A 16,943-nucleotide genomic window follows, 5' to 3' on the forward strand; every position below is an offset into this window, starting at 1 on the left:
ATCTCCCCCAAAATTTGTACATGCAAAAAAGGACGAGGCCATTTCGTCGAAACGGCCTCGTCCTTCGGCGCAGTGTTTCCTATTCCATCCGCAGTCTCTCCACCACGCTCTGCTTCTCCAGGTTCAGGAAGCACAGGCAGGGGATGAGAACCGCCAGGATGAGGATCAGCGGGGTGCACACGCCCAGGGGAAGCAGCGTAAAGCGGAAGGTGGAAAAGTCGTCCGCCGCCGTCACAGCCCGCACGCCAATGCCCACTGCCAGGGCGCTGACAATCCAGGAGGTAAGAAGGGTCAGCCCTGCATAGTACAGTCCCTCATACACAAGCATCCGGCGGAGCTGCCGCTTCGTCATGCCCACGCTCTGGATCACGGCAAACTCCCTCTTCCTGGAGACGATGGCCGTGATCATGGAGTTGGCAAAGTTCAGCACGCCCACCAGGGCGATGATGACGCTGATGGCGTTTCCCATGACCGCGGAGGATCTGGTCTCCTCCTCGTACTGCTGCGCCATAGTCTGGCGGGAGGTGACGGGAAGCGTCCTGTCCACAGAGGCAGTGTACCCGTCCAGCAGCTCCTGCATGGCATCCACCTGGCCCTCCTTCACATTGACGTAGAGCCTGCGCATCGTGTTATCCGGATACAGCTCCCGGAAGGAGTCGGAAGGGATCACATACTCCAGCTCAAGACCTGTGTTCTCTCCCGCCTCCAGAGCCCCGTCCACGACGGAGCTATCCGGCAGCACCACTGCCATCACCTGGTAGGTCCTCCCCTCCAGCTCCACCGTCTGGCCGACAGAGGCAGCGGGCAGAGTCTTCCCTCCTTTTGCCTCCTCTTTGGAGATGGACGCAGTGGACACGGCCAGGGCATACTCTCCTGTGGCAAAGGCCTCCGGGTCAAAGGATCCTGCCAGGATGTGATCCTCGTCTGTCATCGCCTCCAGTGGAATCCCATCCAGTCCGAACAGGGTGACTATGGCCTGCTTTTCTTTGATAGAGTTCTCCGCATCCTGGGCCCCCTGGGCATCGTAGCTGGCCCAGTCAGCCAGAATGTCCTCATTGTAGTAGGCAGCCAGATTGGCGGCTGTCCCATCGTCCATCTGCCAGATAAACTGGTGGGACCAGGCGTGGCCGGTCTCCTCCACTCCGTCCGCCTGCTCCACCTGGCTTACAAGCTCCTGGTTCAGCGTGGAGCCCTGGGGATCGTAGCCTCCTGTGTAGTCCTCGCTGGAGGCGTCGGAGAGCTCAAAATCAGCGATAGTCAGGCCGGAGAGATATTTCTCCATATCAAAGGCCGCGTTCTTGGCGTAAAAGCAGCTCAGCAGCACAAGTCCCAGGGACAGGGAGCAAACCACCAGGGCCGTCCGCTTCTTGTTCCGCCCCAGGTTGGCCCAGGCCATCTCGCGGAGGGAGGCGCTGCCCCGCTTCTTTGCCGTCCTCTTCGTCTTATCCGGCGCGTCACAGGCCCGCAGCGCCTCCACAGGAGACACCTTCCCCGCAAGGCGGGCCGGGCGCAGGCAGGAGATCAGGACTGTGACCCAGGCAAAGAGGGCAGATCCAAGGAAGATCACCGGGCTTACCGAGACCACGCTCTCCCCCTCCAGCATGCCAAGGAGGGTGGGGACAAGGAGAAAACCGAGTCCCCAGCCCAGGACCAGGCCGATGGGGATGCCGATAAGGCAAAGCCTGTTTGCCTGTCCGTAGATCAGCCTGCGGAGCTGCTTTTTCGTCATACCCAGGGTCTTCAGCTTGCCGTAGAACTGCACATCCGCGGTGACGCTGATCTGGAAAATGTTGTAGATGATGAGATAGCCCGCCACAAAGACAAGGATCATCCCCAGGTACATGGGAAGGCTCTCTGAAAAGGCCGCAGCCCCCATCTCCGGCGAGTAGGCCAGGTTTACCCCGTACTCCAGCCCGGTCAGGCCTGTGTCTGCCAGGATACCATCCAAGGTCTCCTCAATGTTCCTGTCACTGTAAAGGCTCACCTGCGCCATGTGGGTACCGAGAATCTGTCCCTCTGACACCGGCCCGTCGGCGCCTCCCGTCATCTGATCCGCAAAGGCCCTGGATACCCATGCCATGCTGGCGTAGCTGGAGGCATTTCCCTCCCAGTAGCCGCAGAGGGTGAAAGTGGAGGCTGTCGTCTCCTGGCTGTTCAGATCTGTCCGCCACTCAAGAGTCACCTGCTGCCCCAGCTCATGGGGAATTCCCAGGTAATCCAGCACGGTGGTGTCCACCGCCAGCTCGTCTTCTGCCTCCGGCATCCGGCCGGCAGTGGGCCAGGCAAAGGAGTGGGCGGCGTAAGAATCGTCCCCCCAGCGGATCTCGGTCTGATATCCCTTAAGCTCTCTGTTTTCCGCCACTCCCAGCACAATGCTCTCTCCCACCTCCCTCACGTCCGGGTGGGCGCCGATCAGGGCCGCCTCCTCGCCCGTAATGCTCTTAAAGGAGGCCTGGGCATCGTAGCCTGTCTGGCGGAAGGTCATCTCCACCATATTTTTGCTCATGCTCTGGGCCAGCGTGAACAGAGTGGTGAACATGAGCGTGGTCATGAGGATGGCCAGCACAGCCACCACATTACGGCCCCTATTTTTTCTGAAAAGACGGCTACTTAGCGTCTTGATGGGTTGAAATCTTCCTCTCACAGCAAAGCACCCCCTTTACTGTGACACGATGCGGCCGTCTTCAATACGGATGACACGGTCCGCCATGCGGGCAATTTCCGGGTTGTGGGTGATCATGACGATGGTCTGGTGAAACTCCTGGCTGGTGGTCTTAAGAAGACCGATCACATCGTCGCTTGTCCTCGTGTCCAGGTTGCCTGTCGGCTCATCTGCCAGGATGATGGAGGGCTTGCTGGCCAGAGCTCTGGCAATGGCCACCCGCTGCTGCTGGCCGCCGGACAGGTTGTTCGGCAGATTGTCCAGCTTCTTCGCAAGGCCCAGAAGCTTTACGATCTCCATGATAAATTTCTTGTCCGGCCTGCGCCCGTCCAGGGAGATGGGGAGGATGATATTCTCCCACACGCTCAGCACGGGAACCAGATTGTAGTTCTGGAAAATGAAGCCGATCTGCTTCCTCCTGAAAATGGTGGCCGCCTCGCTGTCAAGCTCTGCCAGCTCCGTATCGCCGATGCGGATACTCCCCTCCGTGGGCGTATCCAGACCGCCCAGCATATTTAAAAGGGTGGACTTGCCGGAGCCGGACGTGCCGATGACGGCGGTGAATTTTCCTCGCTCGATCTCCAGGTCCACGCCGTCCAGGGCTTTGACGAGGGCCTCCCCCTTTCCGTAATATTTCTTCAGCCCTGCTGCCTTTAAGATCGCATCCATTTTTTCTACCTCCTGCTGTCTTGCTTAAAAGAGCAGCGGCGTGAAAAAGACCGCTCCTCCTTTTGTAAGAACAAGGATAGCAGACGGATGTCAAAATAAAGGTACTCCAAAGGTACAGTTTTGTAACTTTACTCTCTGTACCTCATCCTGGACACCACGCTCTCCCTCTCTGTCATACCGAGGAAGATCTGGGGCAGCAGGACAAACAAAAGGAGAATGGCCAGGCCGATGCCAAGAAGCGGCAGGGGCGAGTATTCGTAGATGACCGCCCAGTCGTTGTTGCCGATGTAGGCAAAATTGCTGTCGTAGTAGAGGGCCATCCCGTACCAGAGCACAAGAGCCGCCGCAGGAAGCGTGAAGACAAGACTCACCGCCCCCTCTATGAGTCCTTCGTACAGCACCATCCGCCGGATCTGCCTCTTCTCCATGCCAAGGCTCTGGTACAGGGCAAATTCCCTCCTCCTGGTCAACACCTTTGTCATGATCACATTCACAAATCCCAGGATGCTGATGCCAAAGAGGAGCGCTCCCGCGAACACCCCCACCGACACCGCCGATGCCACGGACTGCCGGAACTCTCCAAGCTCATCGCTTTTTCGCTCCACAGTCACTCCCTCGTCCCGGCGGATGTCGGCTGTCCTCTCCTCAAACCGGTCTGCTTTGCTGTCATCGATGTTGACCATGATCTGCCGGATATGGATCCCCGGGTACAGCTCCTGCAGCGTGTCCGCCGGCATCACATAGTTCAGCGAGAACTCTGCAGCCCTGCTGTTCCTTCCCGCCGGGATGCTGCCCCAGTCCGCCACGGCAGCCATGACCGTAAAGGTTCTGCCTCCGATCTCCACCTGGGAGCCCGCCGGCGCAGAGGATAAGCCCTCCTGGGAGGTAGCCCCCACAGAGAGCACATAGTCCCCTGTGGCAAATTTCTCCGGATCAAATTCTCCGTCCAGAATATCGTAGAACAGGACATAGTCCATCACAAGGCCCTCGGCGCCAATGAGGACGCTCCGGTACTCCCCCGTCTCCTCAAGCGCGTCAAGGCCGGCCACCCAGCCGGGCTGTCCGGACATAGACTCTTTCCTTGTCACATCTCCGTAATAGCTGTCGATGCCATTGTAAAAATCCACCACCGTCCGGCGCAGCGTCTCGTCGGCAGTCAGGTCCACCTCGTGGGTGAGAAATTCCCCGTACTCCGTAACCTCCGGGCAGGAGCGCAGCTTCTGCGCCATTTCTTCCGTGATATTGCCGGCCTGCTCGTTGTATCTCTGGTACTCCCCGCCGCAGGAGGCATCGATAAAGGAGTAATCGCTCAGATACATCTCATCCGCATAGTAGTCCTCATCGTAGCTGATATAGCGGATGTAGGCGCTCCCCAGCACGAGGGAGGCCATCAAAAGGGACAGGATCGCTGCCGCAAAGCTCCGCCAGCCTGTCCCCAGCGAGGCCAGCGCCAGCCGCCAGGCGGTGACCCGCCCTCTCCTTCTCTTCTTCTTTCCACGGTACTCCCGGTTCAGAAAGGCCTGGATCATGGCCGGCGTCCAGCCCTTCATCCGGAAGGTGGAAAAGTAGCAGCCCGCCCAGGCAGTGAAAAAGGAGAGAAGCACTGCCGCCAGGGCCGGCCACAGATGGAGAAGGCTCAGCTCCAGCCGTATACCCGTGTATCCCTCCACAATCCCCCGGGCCAGCCAGAGAAACACGCCAAATCCAAGCACCAGCCCGGCCGGAACGGCAGGGATGCAAAGGAGCAGCGCATAAGCGCTGGTAAACAGTCCCGTCTGCCCCGGCGTCATGCCCAGGGCCTTCATAGCCGCCAGAAGGGACAGACGCTCATGCAGGGATACAGTCATAATATTGTAGATGAGAAGGAAGCCCCCTGCCACCACAAAAAAGCCCGTCAGAAGATAGCTGACTGCCCTTGCGTTTGCGGTGTCCATCCTGGCGGAATTGTAGGAGAGATTCGTGGTAAAGGACACATCCCCAAGCCCCAGATCTGCCAGGATCTCCTCTGCCTGGTCATCCAGATCCTTCGGCTGCCAGAGCATGACGCCCAGGGTGACGCTCTCCTTCGCCCCGGTCTCCTCCCGAAGGCGGGACGCCTCCTCTTCAGAGATCCAGGCGCAGGACTCGGAGTGGACATTTTCCCCGGACCAGAAGCCGCAGAGGGTGAACCGGCCTGTGTGCTCTGTGCCTTCCCCGTCCCTCCATTTCAGCTGGATCACCTTTCCCGTCTCGTGGGGCAGCCCTAAGGAGTCCAGAGTCATGGTGTCCAGGGCGATCTCTCCCATCCTCTCCGGCATACGCCCCTCCTCGGGGACGGCGCTCACCGTCTCGGCATAGTCCTTATCCGCGGCGGCCAGACAGATATTCCTGTATTCCAGAAGCTCGTCCCCCAGGGTGCCCAGGCTGCGGAGCTCCACGCTGCTCTCCACACTGTCGTGTCCGCTGATCCGCTCCGCCTGGTGCTCTGTCAGCCCGGTAAACACAATGTGGCTTGTGGATCCGTACTCCAGCTGATCACTGAGAAGATAAGAGCTGTGGACACTGTCCGCCGTGAAAAAGACCAGGGTGTAAAGGAGGGTCACCAGCAGGATGGACAGGGACAAAAGAGCGGCCCGCACCCTGTCTGCCCGGATCATGCGCCGGGCCAGGCGCAGGCAGACCTTTCGGTTGTCATTGGCCAGGAGCGCCATAGCCACCCCTCCCCTCCGCAAACCTGCCGTCCTCAATGCGGACGATCCGGTCCGCCGTCTGGGCAATGTCCAGGTCATGGGTGATCATGACGATGGTCTGGCGGTATTTCCGGTTCATCATCTTCAAAAGTCCCAATACGTTCTGGCCGGACTTTGTGTCCAGGTTGCCTGTGGGCTCGTCTGCCAGCACAAGGGCCGGCCTGGCAATGAGAGCCCTGGCGATGGCTGTCTGCTGCCGCTGTCCTCCGGACAGCTCCCCGGGCAGGGCCGACAGCCGGTCCCCAAGCCCCAGCGTCTCCACCAGCTCCTCAAAAAAGGCCCGGTCCGGCCTCTCGTTTCCCATCTCCAGGGGAAACAGGATATTTCCCTCCACCGTCAGCATGGGGATCAGGTTAAAATTCTGGTACACAAATCCCACCTTGTTCCTGCGGTACACAGCAAGCCGCGATTCCTTCAGGGTGTCAATCCTCGTCCCTTCCACCCAGATGCGCCCTTCTGTGGGCCTGTCCTGCCCTCCCAGCAGATTGAGGAACGTGGTCTTGCCGCTGCCGGAGGTGCCCACGATCATGGTAAATTTCCCCTTCTCGATCTCCAGGTCAATGCCGTCCAGCGCCTTCACAAGTCCCGCTCCCTGCCCATAATATTTTTTCAGTCCCTCTGTCTTCGCGATTACTTCCATTTCCTTTATAGTAAAATCCTTTCCCTTCACTCTCTCCTGTACCTGTCGATGCCGGAGCCTTTGTCAGCTTGGCAGGAACACGGAGAAGACGGAGCCCTTCCCCTGCTCTGACTTCACCGTAATGTAGCCCATCTCCTGCCGGATGATCTCCTGGGCCAGGTAGAGTCCAAGACCCACTCCGTCCTGCCCGGAGGCCTCCTGAGCCCGGTAAAACCGCTTAAAAATATCGTGGTAATGGTCCGGGTCAATGCCCATTCCCGTGTCCTCAATGTCGATCCTCGTGTAGATCTGCCAGGGCCGCACCCGCACGGTAATGCTTCCTCCCCGTGGCGTGTATTTCACCGCATTGTCCAGTATATTTCCAATGGCTTCCGCTGTCCATCTGGGATCGTGTCTGACCGCCACATCGCTGCCGCACTCTGTCTCCAGCGCGATCTCCTTCTTCTCCGCCCCGGCCCATACAAGGCTGATGGCCCGGGCAATGGTGTCCGCAAGAGAGGCCTCCTCCGGCTTCAGCACAAAGGTTCCTGTCTCCAGACGGGACATCTTGATCAGGGACTGCATGAGGAAATCCAGCTTCCCGATCTGCCCCTCCATAGTTTCCAGAAACTGCTGCCGCTTCTCCTCCGGCAGGTCGTGCTCCTTTAAAATACCCGCGAACATCCGGATATTCGCCATAGGCGTTTTGACCTGATGGGAGATATCACTGACCAGCTCCTGAATCGTCTGCTTATCCCTCTGGCTCTCCCTTCTGGCTTCCCTGGCAATGTCGTAAAACTGCAGGATCTTTCCCTGCACCTTTGCTGTCAGGCTGTCCTCATAGATCTGAGGCCATCTGTCCGGCTCCCCGGCGATGAGACTGTCCAGGATGTCGCAGAGAGAGTCGGCAAAATCCGCCACCTGCCGCCGTACCCAGGCACGCCACCAGGCGGCCAGGAGAAAGAGGCCGGCGCAGATCCCAAGGAGCCCATACCGCACCTCCCGGCGGGGGACATACTCCCACAAAAGCCATGCCATAGCTCCGACCAAAACAATGGCTCCAAGAAATGGCAGCGCCTCCCGAAGCCTTCTCCTCTTCTCTCTCATCTATCTCCCCCCTGTCCAGATATAGCCCATGCCCCGGACCGTCTTGATGTAAGTGTGCTCCCCGTCCTCGATCTTGGCCCGCAGACGGTTCATGGTGACGGTCAGCGTGTGATCATCAATATAATTTCCCTCGCTGTCCCACAGCTTGCCCAGAAGGGTCTGCCTGGTGAGCACATTTCCCCCGTTCTCCGTCAGCGTCCGCAGCAGCTTGTACTCGTTGGGGGTGATGGCGATCTGCTCCTGTCCCCTCCTGGCTGTCAGAGCGGCAAAATCCAGACACAGAAAGCCGTCCTCCCACCGGTCCTTCAGGGCAGTCTCCCGCCCCCCGGCGTGCCGCAGTGCCGCCTCCACTCTCTTGAGGAGGATTTTCATACTGAAGGGCTTTGTCACATAGTCGTCCGCTCCCAGGTCAAAGCCTGCCACCACGTCCTCCTCCAGGTCATTGGCCGTGAGGAAGATGACGGGCAGGCCGGGATCCCTCTCCTTCAGCTCCCGGCAAAGGTCAAACCCGCTGCCGTCGGGCAGGTTGACGTCCAGGATAACCAGGTCAAAATCGTCCTCCCCGGCAAGCTGCCGGGCTTTCTTTATATTGTAGGCGGCCACGGTGAGATAGCCGTTCATATCCAGTTCAAAGCAAAGGCCTGCGCTCAGCGTCAGGTCGTCCTCCACTACCATGATCCTTCCCGCGCTCATGTCTTACATTCTCCTTGTCCATAAAATCATACATAAAATCGCGCAGCCGGCCCTTTCGGCGCCGACATCACCATTATATTTCAGCAGGCCCCAAAGGACAAGAGAAAGCTCTCGCTGCCGGGAACTTTTTCATTTGCAATCCCGGGAATATATTGTACAATATCTGTGAAAGCTTAATGCGGGGAGGGCCTTCGATATGCAGGACACATGGGAAAAGAGGAGAAAAAGGATTTTTGAGATCATAGAGGTGGGGACAGAGTACGACTATGTCAGCCGCATCTATGATTTTTTCAACGCCTTCTGCATCATTCTCAATCTGGTGGCCAGTATGGTCTACACCTTTGACGAGTACCGGGCTGCCTACGGCGGCATCCTGATGGTCATAGAGCAGGCCACTGTGGCCATGTTCCTGCTGGACTACCTCCTGCGGATCTGGACGGCAAAATATCTGTATCCGGGCAGTACACAGCCCAGGGCTGTCTCCAAATACATGACCTCCTTCACCGGGATCGTGGATCTTTTGTCCTTCCTGCCCCAGTATCTTCCCTTCTTTTTCCCGGCAGGGGCTATCGCCTTCCGCATGTTCCGGATCATCCGCATTTTCCGTCTGTTCCGCATCAACGCCTACTACGACTCCCTGAACGTGATCACGGAGGTCATTGTGAGCAAAAAGCAGCAGCTTTTCTCCTCAGTCTTCATCATCCTCATGCTGATGCTGGCCTCCAGCCTGTGCATGTACAGTCTGGAGCATGAAGCCCAGCCGGAGGTGTTTTCCAACGCCTTCTCCGGCATCTGGTGGGCCGCGTCCACGCTTCTCACCGTGGGCTACGGGGACATTTACCCCATTACAGTGCTGGGGAAGATGTTCGGCATCTTTATCGCCTTTCTGGGCGTGGGTATTGTGGCCATCCCCACAGGTATCATCTCCGCCGGATTCGTGGATCAGTACTCCCGCATCAAGAGGATGAGCGAGTACGGCCAGGCGGCAGCTATCCATTTCATACAGATCCACCTGACAGAGCAGGACAAGTGGGCCGGAAAGACCATCTCCCAGCTCCACCTGCCGGCCCGGGTCATCGTAGCCGCCATACAGCGGGATCACCGGATCATCGTCCCCCGGGGCAGCATGATGCTGAAGGCCGGAGACGACATGGTTCTCGGCGCCGAGTCCTTCCACAACAACCAGGGTGAGCGCATCCAGCTCAAGGAAATGGTACTCCAGAAAAACCATCCCTGGATCGGCCAGCGCATCCAGGAGTTGGACATCTCGAGGAAATCTATCATCGTCCTCGTCAAGAGAAAGGGCCGCACCCTGATTCCCAACGGGAACATGATCCTCCGGGAGCAGGACATGGTCATCTTCTACTCCCAGATACACATGGCCAGCGCTACGCAGATAGAGGTGTAGCTCTCCCGCAGGGAAACAGCAGGCAAAAGATATTGATAGATTTTTTTAATTTATAATTGACAAAACGTGTGCAAATATGATATAAATATCTAGTGACCGATTTAAGTCGGAAGCAGGTACAGGGGATTGGTCAAATGGTATGACAGGAGTCTCCAAAACTCTTAGCGGGAGTTCGATTCTCTCATCCCCTGCTTTTGAAAAGCCTTGGGAACGGCGTAAAAGCGTTGTTTCTCAGGGCTTTTATCTTTACCAAAAATTCACGATACAACTATTAATTCTTAGTCTTTATCAACATGTACAGAAATCCTGATGGAGAAAACAAAAATGCCCATATTACTTGATCATCAATTGCAGGAACAGATACCGCATGATATCTCAGCTTTTCCCATTGCATTTTATTGCGATGAGCTTGCCGCCCTGCCAGACCGTGCGGGACCTATTCACTGGCATCCCTACTTTGAGATTGCCACAGCGCAAAGTGGTGTCCTTGACTATCAAGTGGGACAAACCCATACGATTCTGGAGCCGGGGGACAGCATCTTCGTCAACCAAAATGTGCTCCACGGAATCCGACAGCTGTCCGGCGCAGAGCCGGATCACCTTCCGATCATTGTTTTTTCCGCCACAGTGGTTGCCCCGGAGAACAGCTCTGTCTACCAGAAATATATCCAGCCGATTCTTGCGTGTAACTCTCTGCCCTTTGTTGTGTTCCGACACGACAGCAGTCTGTGGAAAGAGGTCCACAGGTGGATCCGCGCTACGTATCACGCCATACGGGAACATTCCGATTGTTACGAGCTGGAGGTTCAGCGCAATATCTCATGCATATTGGAGGCAGTCTTTCGCAATTTTGACTCTCTGCCAAAATCCGAAGCGTCACGGATACAGATGAACGCCCAGATACGGCTGCAGAAAATGCTGTCATATATTTACAAAAATTACGACCAAACGGTCACTCTGACAGACATTGCCGACGCCGCCAATATCAGCCGCAGCGAAGCGGGACGTTGTTTCCAGTCCTTTCTGGGGTGTTCTCCGGTGGAGGCGCTCATTCAGTACCGCCTTCAAACAGCGCAGCGTTTGCTGCGGGAAACCACACTGACTCTGCAGGAGATCAGTTTTGCCTGCGGATTTCATTCTGTCAATTACTTCAGTCGTCAATTCCGCAAAAGATACGGATATTCACCCGGTAAAAAACGCCAGCGGAAATGAAGTTTGGGTAAATAATGCTTCTATTTGACGCTATAGTGCCTTTGACTTTGAAGATTTTGATTATATAATACGCTTAAATTCGAGTGTGAAAGGAGATCCACTATGAAATTTAAGTGGTTAAACAAAAGCCGGATCGAACAGAGGAAGGGCCGGAACTGTTGGGCAAAATGTTGTTTTGAACTTACCGATTTTAGTACGCATGCTGTGGCAAGTGTAGTGACAAAGGGGAATTCCGATGATGCCAACGGATGCAATCTGGAAGGCAACACTGCCTGGCTGCGAGTTTGTCGGGTGGGCAACAATTTCGCGTTTCACTACTCTGTAGATGGTGTCAATTTTTATATGATACGATATTTTCATCTCCCTGCGGATCCCGCCATCAAAGTGGGACTCCTGGCACAGGCTCCGATAGGCGACGGCGGCGTCCGGGTGTATGAAAATCTCAGCATTGAGAAAAAAACAGTAAAAAACATTCGGGCAGGTAAGTAATATGGCTGAAACCAGAAAGTATCAAAAAACACTGACAGCCTGCTATCTGGGATTTGTCACCCAGGCCATAGCCGCCAATTTCGCCCCCCTTCTGTTTCTTACTTTCCAAAATACCTATGGGATCTCGTTGAAAAAGATTTCCCTGATCCCCGTTGTATTTTATCTCACCCAGCTGCTGGTTGACCTTGGAGCGAGCAGGTTTGCGGACAAAATTGGTTATCGCATCTGTGTGGTGACATCCCAGGCAGTTTCAGCAGCGGGGCTTGTGCTGCTGGCGGTTCTCCCTGAAGTACTCCCTGTGCCATTTCCGGGGATCCTCATCGCAGTGATGTTTTACGCCATCGGCAGCGGTCTTGTGGAGGTACTGGTAAGCCCTATCGTAGAGGCCTGCCCCTTCGAAAACAAGGACGGCAGGATGAGTTTACTGCACTCTTTTTACTGTTGGGGTGCGGTGGCCGTAATCCTGGGTTCCACTCTCTTTTTTGCAGTGTTTGGCACTGAGAACTGGAGGATACTCACGCTGATCTGGGCACTTGTACCGCTGGTAAATGTCTTTCAGTTCCTCGCATGTCCCATGGAGCGTCTGGTCGAAGAAGGCGAGAGTTTGCCTCTTCGCAGGCTGCTCCGACTGCCGCTATTGTGGATGATGATTTTACTGATGATCTGTTCCGGCGCATCCGAGGCGGCCATGGCGCAGTGGGCATCCGCCTTTACAGAGGCAGGGCTCGGCGTCTCTAAAACAGTTGGGGATTTGGCTGGCCCCTGTCTATTTGCTGTTTTCATGGGTATCTCCCGTATGCTGTATGGAAAAATGAGCGGGAACCTGAACCTGACAAAAACCATGCTGCTGAGCGGCTTGCTGTGCGTGTCTTGCTATCTGCTGGCCTCTCTTTCCCCCGTGCCGCTTCTTGGCCTGACAGGGTGCGCTCTTTGCGGTTTCAGCGTAGGCATTATGTGGCCAGGCACGATCAGCCTTTCTTCCCAAAAGTGTCCGCAAGGCGGCACCGCTATGTTCGCTTTTTTGGCATTAGCAGGAGATTTTGGCGGAACAATAAGCCCGGCAATGGTAGGGAGTCTCTCGGAACTGGCTGACGGCAATCTGAAAGCGGGACTGCTGGCCGCTACAATCTTTCCGATTCTTCTAGTGATTGGCTTGCTTACCGTGAACCGAAGGATGAAGGGTTCCATTTGAAGGCAACCGGATGGTACAGAGAAAGCCGGAAGCGCTCATTCACAGCGCTTCCGGCCTTTTTCCCGCTGAAAGATATAAAATCTCCTCCGTCATACGCAGCCCGCCTCTCTCATATAATGAAGAGACAACTGTAAGAGCAAGGATACGTCCCTATGTACCGCAAAATAAAACCACTCCCCTGCCTCCGGGTCACACTTCTCCTGGCCGCCGCCTTTCTCCTCGGCCGCACCGCCGCCCAGGTGACCTCCTTTGTCTCCTCCTCCCACTCTGACCGGATCCAGTCCTCCGCGGAGGGGAACTGGGGCCTTGGCTTCCAGGAGGAGGGCCAGCCCCCTGTGGGAAACGCCACCTCCCAGGAGCTGGCGCAGTACGACGCCTACTATCTGGGCGACACAGATAAAAAGCGGATCTACCTGACCTTTGACGCAGGCTATGAGAACGGCAACACGGAGCCCATCCTGGATGCACTGAAAAAGCACGAGGCCCCCGCCGCCTTTTTTGTGGTGGGCAATTTTATCTCTGAGAACCCGGACCTGATCCGCCGGATGGAGGAGGAAGGACACATTGTAGGCAACCACACCTCCACCCACCCCGATATGTCCCGGATCTCCACTCTGGAGACCTTCCGGGAAGAGCTGGAGGGTGTGGAAGCTTCCTATAAAGAGATCACAGGAAAGGAGATGACAAAGCTTTACCGCCCGCCCCAGGGGAAGTACAATGTGGAAAATCTGAAGATGGCCAAAGAGCTGGGCTACCACACCTTCTTCTGGAGCCTCGCCTACGTAGACTGGTACCAGGACGACCAGCCCTCAAAGGAGGCGGCCTTTGACAAGCTGCTTGGCCGCATCCACCCGGGCGCCATCGTCCTCCTCCACAGCACCTCCTCCACCAACGGGGAGATCATGGATGAGCTTCTGGGGAAATGGGAGGACATGGGCTACTCCTTCGGCTCCCTGGAAGAGCTGGTCCAGTCAGACAGATAGCGTAAAAAGAGGCGGCCCCTCTTTTCTAGAGGATATCAATGTACTCCCCTGCCAGGGCTTTGTTCATGCTGCGCACCGCACAGAATTTACCGCACATGCTGCAGGTGTCGCTGTGGTCATCCTCCGGGCTCCTGCTGTCCCGGATCGCTTTTGCCGTCTCCGGGTCAAGGGCACATGCAAACTGGGCATCCCAGTCCAGCTTCTGCCTCGCCTCGGCCATGCGGTCGTCAATATCTCTCGCCCCCGGAACGCCTTTGGCGATGTCCGCCGCGTGAGCCGCGATCTTGGAGGCGATGATGCCCTGCTTCACATCCTCCACATTGGGCAGGGCCAGATGCTCTGCCGGCGTCACATAGCACAGGAAGGCAGCGCCGCTCATGGCTGCCACTGCGCCGCCGATGGCTGCCGTGATGTGGTCGTAGCCCGGCGCAATGTCTGTGACAAGAGGTCCGAGTACATAGAAGGGAGCCCCCATACAGATGCTTTTCTGCACCTCCATGTTGGCGGCCACCTGGTCAAGAGGCACATGTCCCGGTCCCTCTACCATGACCTGGACATTGTGGTCCCAGGCCCGCTTGGTCAGCTCTCCTAAGCGGACCAGCTCCTCGATCTGGCACACGTCTGTGGCGTCGGCCAGACAGCCGGGTCGACAGGCGTCTCCCAGGGAGATGGTCACGTCGTACTCCTCGCAGATATCCAAAATCTCGTCAAAGTACTCGTAAAACGGGTTCTCCTCCCCCGTCATGCTCATCCAGGCAAACACCAGGCTCCCACCCCGGCTCACGATGTTCATTTTTCTCTTGTGCTTCCTGATCTGCTCGATGGTCTTGCGGGTGATGCCGCAGTGGAGCGTCACAAAATCCACGCCGTCCTCCGCGTGGAGCCGGATCACATCAATAAAATCCTTTGCCGTCAGAGTGGCCAGGTCTCTCTGATAGTGGATCACACTGTCATATACGGGCACCGTCCCGATCATGACCGGGCACTCGCTTGTCAGCTTCTGCCGGAAAGGCTGCGTGTTTCCGTGGCTGGAGAGGTCCATGATGGCCTCCGCTCCCAGATTGACAGCGCTCATCACCTTCTGCATCTCTATGTCATAGTCCTTGCAGTCCCTGGACACACCCAGGTTTACATTGATCTTTGTGCGGAGCATGCTGCCCACGCCCTCCGGGTCCAGGCAGGTGTGGCGCTTGTTGGCGCAGATTGCCACCTTTCCTTCCGCCACCAGCTGCATGAGCTTTTCTACCGGCATCTTCTCCTTCTCCGCCACCCTTTTGATCTGGGGTGTCACAATGCCCTTGCGGGCTGCATCCATCTGTGTTGTGTAAGCTTCCATTTGTCCTACCTCCATTATTATTTGTCCTGTTCTTTCCGACGCCGGCTATGGAAAACGCAGGACAAAGGAACGCAAAATTCCCTTCTCCCCGTCCGGATGCCGACGCCTTCACCTCTGTATAACGCGGTGATCATCATGGCTGTATTTCCTCCTTTGCAGTACAACCAGATTTTTCTATAGCGGCAGAAGGTGGTGTCCCCGATCTGCCGCTTTTTCAGAGGGCACGCCCTCCGATAAACACATTTACCCTGCTGCCCGCAGCTGGCTCATGACTCCGCCTCTCTCCAGCACTGTGATCAGGATAAAGGCCAGTATGCTCCCCGCCACTGTAGACACGAGGAACGGTACAACGTACACGAAAAGTCCCGCAGGCTCCATCCCCATCAGAAGTTTGGCTGCCGGGTAGGCGCAAAGTCCGCCCAGGATGCCTGTCCCAAGGGCCTCTGCCACGCAGGTCGGGGCCAGCTTCTTACAGGCCGCATAGACCAGTCCGCAGCAGAGGGCTCCCACCATGCTGCCGGGAAATGCCAGAAGGCTTCCGATCCCCAGGATATTGCGCAGAAGGCTTGCCGTAAACGCAATCCCCACGCCCCATCCGGGTCCCAGCGTAACCGCGGCCAGAATGTTGACCATGTGCTGTACCGGAGCGCATTTGCTGCCTGCTATGGGAAAACTGATCAGACTTCCCACCACGGCCAGGGCTGTGAGAACTCCCGCCAGCACCAGCTTTTTCGTTGCTGTATTTTGTTTCATCAATACACAGCTCCTTTCTATATGTCCTCAGATCCAGTGGAAAGCTTTGCTGTGAAATAAAAGTTCCGCTTGCGGAACTTTCGCGCCGAGCGCAGTCGCTTTAGCGACTATTTTCTGCTTTGCGCGAGTGCGCATCCCACGGAGTGTTTTGTTTGACAGAAACAAGGTTTTCTATCAAACAAAAAGAGATGCACGAGGGCATCTCCATTTCACACACGAATACACATCCCTACGTTGGCATTATCCAAATCAGGTTGCGGGTCGAGACGATAACAGCCTCCTCTCAGCCGGCTAACGGCCAGCTCCCCGTGACACGCTTATTCAACTGTATCTGATCACTTGTCATTATAGACCTGCCGAAGGTCATTTGCAAGGATTTTCGGCTCTCTGTTTTGTCACCGCCCCATATATGAGCGCGGCTCTTCCTCCATCCTGATCCTCGGAAGGTTCCACCGGTAGTGGGAGGCCAGGCACCGTATCACCAGGACAAGCCCCGCCCCGGCGAACATGGCCGCCGTGATCCCGGTCATCCTGTAGAGGAGCGTACAGGCCACAGCCCCTGCTATAGAAGCGCAGGCATAGATGTGGCGGACAAATATGTAAGGCGGGACCCCTGCCATGATATCTCTGAGGAGTCCTCCGCCCACGCCGGTCACTGTGCCGGTAAAAATAAGGAGGAACGCATTGCCCCCATATCCCTGCTGGATGCCCGCGTTGACCCCCACCACGGTAAAGATCCCCAGCCCCACCGCGTCCATCAGGAGCATAGCCCCGTCGTACAGCCTTCCAAGTCTGCCGGTGGACCGGAAGCTGCGAAAATACATGATCCCGAAGACAAGGCAGGACACAAGGACGGCCACCGTCGCATAGACCGGGTCCCGGAACACATTGGGTGGGATGATCCCCACCGCCACGTCCCGGATGGCTCCCCCGCCGACGGCGGTGACCACTCCCAGCACGCACACGCCAAATATATCCATGGATCTGCGGATGCCCACCAGCGCCCCGGAGACCGCAAAGGCCACCGTGCCGATGATCTCCAGTATAAAGACAATGTTATCCTGCACACTCATTTTGCTCTTCCTCTCATA

14 protein-coding genes, 1 tRNA gene and 1 riboswitch are annotated in these 16,943 nt (G+C 56.6%); of the genes, 6 read left to right on the forward strand and 9 right to left on the reverse strand.

Annotated elements, in window-relative coordinates; translation table 11 throughout:
- Positions 1-79 precede the first annotated feature (79 nt).
- The 6 genes from FGQ86_RS10550 to FGQ86_RS10575 all read right to left on the reverse strand — a co-directional run bounded on the left by FGQ86_RS10550 (position 80) and on the right by FGQ86_RS10575 (position 8,479).
- Positions 80-2,644, reverse strand: a complete 2,565-nt coding sequence (locus FGQ86_RS10550; protein ID WP_243127233.1) for an ABC transporter permease — start codon at positions 2,642-2,644, stop codon at positions 80-82.
- A gap of 15 nt (positions 2,645-2,659) precedes the next feature.
- Positions 2,660-3,331, reverse strand: a complete 672-nt coding sequence (locus FGQ86_RS10555; RefSeq protein WP_138303976.1) for an ABC transporter ATP-binding protein — start codon at positions 3,329-3,331, stop codon at positions 2,660-2,662.
- 128 nt (positions 3,332-3,459) lie between these two features.
- Positions 3,460-6,042 carry an ABC transporter permease gene (locus tag FGQ86_RS10560; protein ID WP_171031551.1) on the reverse strand — a complete coding sequence of 861 codons (2,583 nt, stop codon included), beginning with the start codon at positions 6,040-6,042 and terminating at the stop codon, positions 3,460-3,462.
- Complete coding sequence (locus FGQ86_RS10565) at positions 6,002-6,730, reverse strand: ABC transporter ATP-binding protein (protein ID WP_347562505.1); 729 nt, start codon at positions 6,728-6,730, stop codon at positions 6,002-6,004. The genes FGQ86_RS10560 and FGQ86_RS10565 overlap by 41 nt, the downstream gene beginning before the upstream one ends.
- A gap of 33 nt (positions 6,731-6,763) precedes the next feature.
- On the reverse strand, positions 6,764-7,786 hold the full coding sequence (locus tag FGQ86_RS10570; RefSeq protein WP_033126532.1) for a HAMP domain-containing sensor histidine kinase: 1,023 nt from the start codon (positions 7,784-7,786) through the stop codon (positions 6,764-6,766).
- Positions 7,787-8,479, reverse strand: a complete 693-nt coding sequence (locus FGQ86_RS10575; RefSeq protein ID WP_033126533.1) for a response regulator transcription factor — start codon at positions 8,477-8,479, stop codon at positions 7,787-7,789. It lies immediately after the preceding gene.
- 196 nt (positions 8,480-8,675) lie between these two features.
- Between FGQ86_RS10575 and FGQ86_RS10580 the strand changes: the two genes are divergently transcribed.
- The 6 genes from FGQ86_RS10580 to FGQ86_RS10605 all read left to right on the forward strand — a co-directional run bounded on the left by FGQ86_RS10580 (position 8,676) and on the right by FGQ86_RS10605 (position 13,763).
- Positions 8,676-9,887 (forward strand): ion transporter, encoded by a 1,212-nt coding sequence (locus tag FGQ86_RS10580; protein ID WP_033126534.1) that lies wholly within the window; start codon positions 8,676-8,678, stop codon positions 9,885-9,887.
- A 120-nt stretch (positions 9,888-10,007) separates the two neighbouring features.
- Positions 10,008-10,078: transfer RNA gene (locus FGQ86_RS10585), tRNA-Trp, on the forward strand.
- Between the two features lie 118 nt (positions 10,079-10,196).
- Entirely contained in the window at positions 10,197-11,099 is a 903-nt protein-coding gene (locus FGQ86_RS10590) for a helix-turn-helix domain-containing protein (RefSeq protein ID WP_242842862.1), read from the forward strand.
- A gap of 102 nt (positions 11,100-11,201) precedes the next feature.
- Positions 11,202-11,588: a DUF1349 domain-containing protein gene (locus tag FGQ86_RS10595; RefSeq protein ID WP_242842863.1), complete on the forward strand. Its 387-nt coding sequence runs from the start codon at positions 11,202-11,204 to the stop codon at positions 11,586-11,588.
- Between the two features lies 1 nt (position 11,589).
- A complete protein-coding gene (locus FGQ86_RS10600) occupies positions 11,590-12,780 on the forward strand; it encodes an MFS transporter (protein WP_033126536.1) in 1,191 nt (396 codons plus the stop codon).
- A gap of 152 nt (positions 12,781-12,932) precedes the next feature.
- Positions 12,933-13,763, forward strand: a complete 831-nt coding sequence (locus FGQ86_RS10605) for a polysaccharide deacetylase family protein (RefSeq protein ID WP_033126537.1) — start codon at positions 12,933-12,935, stop codon at positions 13,761-13,763.
- Positions 13,764-13,788: 25 nt separating this feature from the next.
- On the opposite strand, the gene thiC is transcribed toward FGQ86_RS10605, so the two are convergent.
- The 3 genes from thiC to FGQ86_RS10620 form a co-directional block, all read right to left on the reverse strand.
- Positions 13,789-15,099 carry a phosphomethylpyrimidine synthase ThiC gene (gene thiC, locus FGQ86_RS10610; protein ID WP_138303982.1) on the reverse strand — a complete coding sequence of 437 codons (1,311 nt, stop codon included), beginning with the start codon at positions 15,097-15,099 and terminating at the stop codon, positions 13,789-13,791.
- A gap of 243 nt (positions 15,100-15,342) precedes the next feature.
- Positions 15,343-15,852 (reverse strand): energy coupling factor transporter S component ThiW, encoded by a 510-nt coding sequence (thiW, locus tag FGQ86_RS10615; RefSeq protein WP_033126539.1) that lies wholly within the window; start codon positions 15,850-15,852, stop codon positions 15,343-15,345.
- Between the two features lie 209 nt (positions 15,853-16,061).
- Positions 16,062-16,171: riboswitch (TPP riboswitch) on the reverse strand.
- A 76-nt stretch (positions 16,172-16,247) separates the two neighbouring features.
- Positions 16,248-16,925: a TRIC cation channel family protein gene (locus FGQ86_RS10620; protein ID WP_138303984.1), complete on the reverse strand. Its 678-nt coding sequence runs from the start codon at positions 16,923-16,925 to the stop codon at positions 16,248-16,250.
- Positions 16,926-16,943 lie beyond the last annotated feature (18 nt).

The organism is Clostridium sp. BSD2780061688st1 H5 (assembly GCF_005845155.1).
GTDB classification, from domain to species: domain Bacteria; phylum Bacillota; class Clostridia; order Lachnospirales; family Lachnospiraceae; genus Claveliimonas; species Claveliimonas intestinigallinarum.

Bases quoted from the DNA above. Each gene is read 5' to 3' on its own strand.
- FGQ86_RS10555 (WP_138303976.1), bottom strand. From the start codon at position 3,331: ATGGATGCGATCTTAAAGGCAGCAGGGCTGAAGAAATATTACGGAAAG.
- FGQ86_RS10570 (WP_033126532.1), bottom strand. From the start codon at position 7,786: ATGAGAGAGAAGAGGAGAAGGCTTCGGGAGGCGCTGCCATTTCTTGGA.
- FGQ86_RS10575 (WP_033126533.1), bottom strand. From the start codon at position 8,479: ATGAGCGCGGGAAGGATCATGGTAGTGGAGGACGACCTGACGCTGAGC.
- FGQ86_RS10580 (WP_033126534.1), top strand. From the start codon at position 8,676: ATGCAGGACACATGGGAAAAGAGGAGAAAAAGGATTTTTGAGATCATA.
- FGQ86_RS10590 (WP_242842862.1), top strand. From the start codon at position 10,197: ATGGAGAAAACAAAAATGCCCATATTACTTGATCATCAATTGCAGGAA.
- FGQ86_RS10595 (WP_242842863.1), top strand. From the start codon at position 11,202: ATGAAATTTAAGTGGTTAAACAAAAGCCGGATCGAACAGAGGAAGGGC.
- FGQ86_RS10600 (WP_033126536.1), top strand. From the start codon at position 11,590: ATGGCTGAAACCAGAAAGTATCAAAAAACACTGACAGCCTGCTATCTG.
- FGQ86_RS10605 (WP_033126537.1), top strand. From the start codon at position 12,933: ATGTACCGCAAAATAAAACCACTCCCCTGCCTCCGGGTCACACTTCTC.
- thiC (WP_138303982.1), bottom strand. From the start codon at position 15,099: ATGGAAGCTTACACAACACAGATGGATGCAGCCCGCAAGGGCATTGTG.
- thiW (WP_033126539.1), bottom strand. From the start codon at position 15,852: ATGAAACAAAATACAGCAACGAAAAAGCTGGTGCTGGCGGGAGTTCTC.
- FGQ86_RS10620 (WP_138303984.1), bottom strand. From the start codon at position 16,925: ATGAGTGTGCAGGATAACATTGTCTTTATACTGGAGATCATCGGCACG.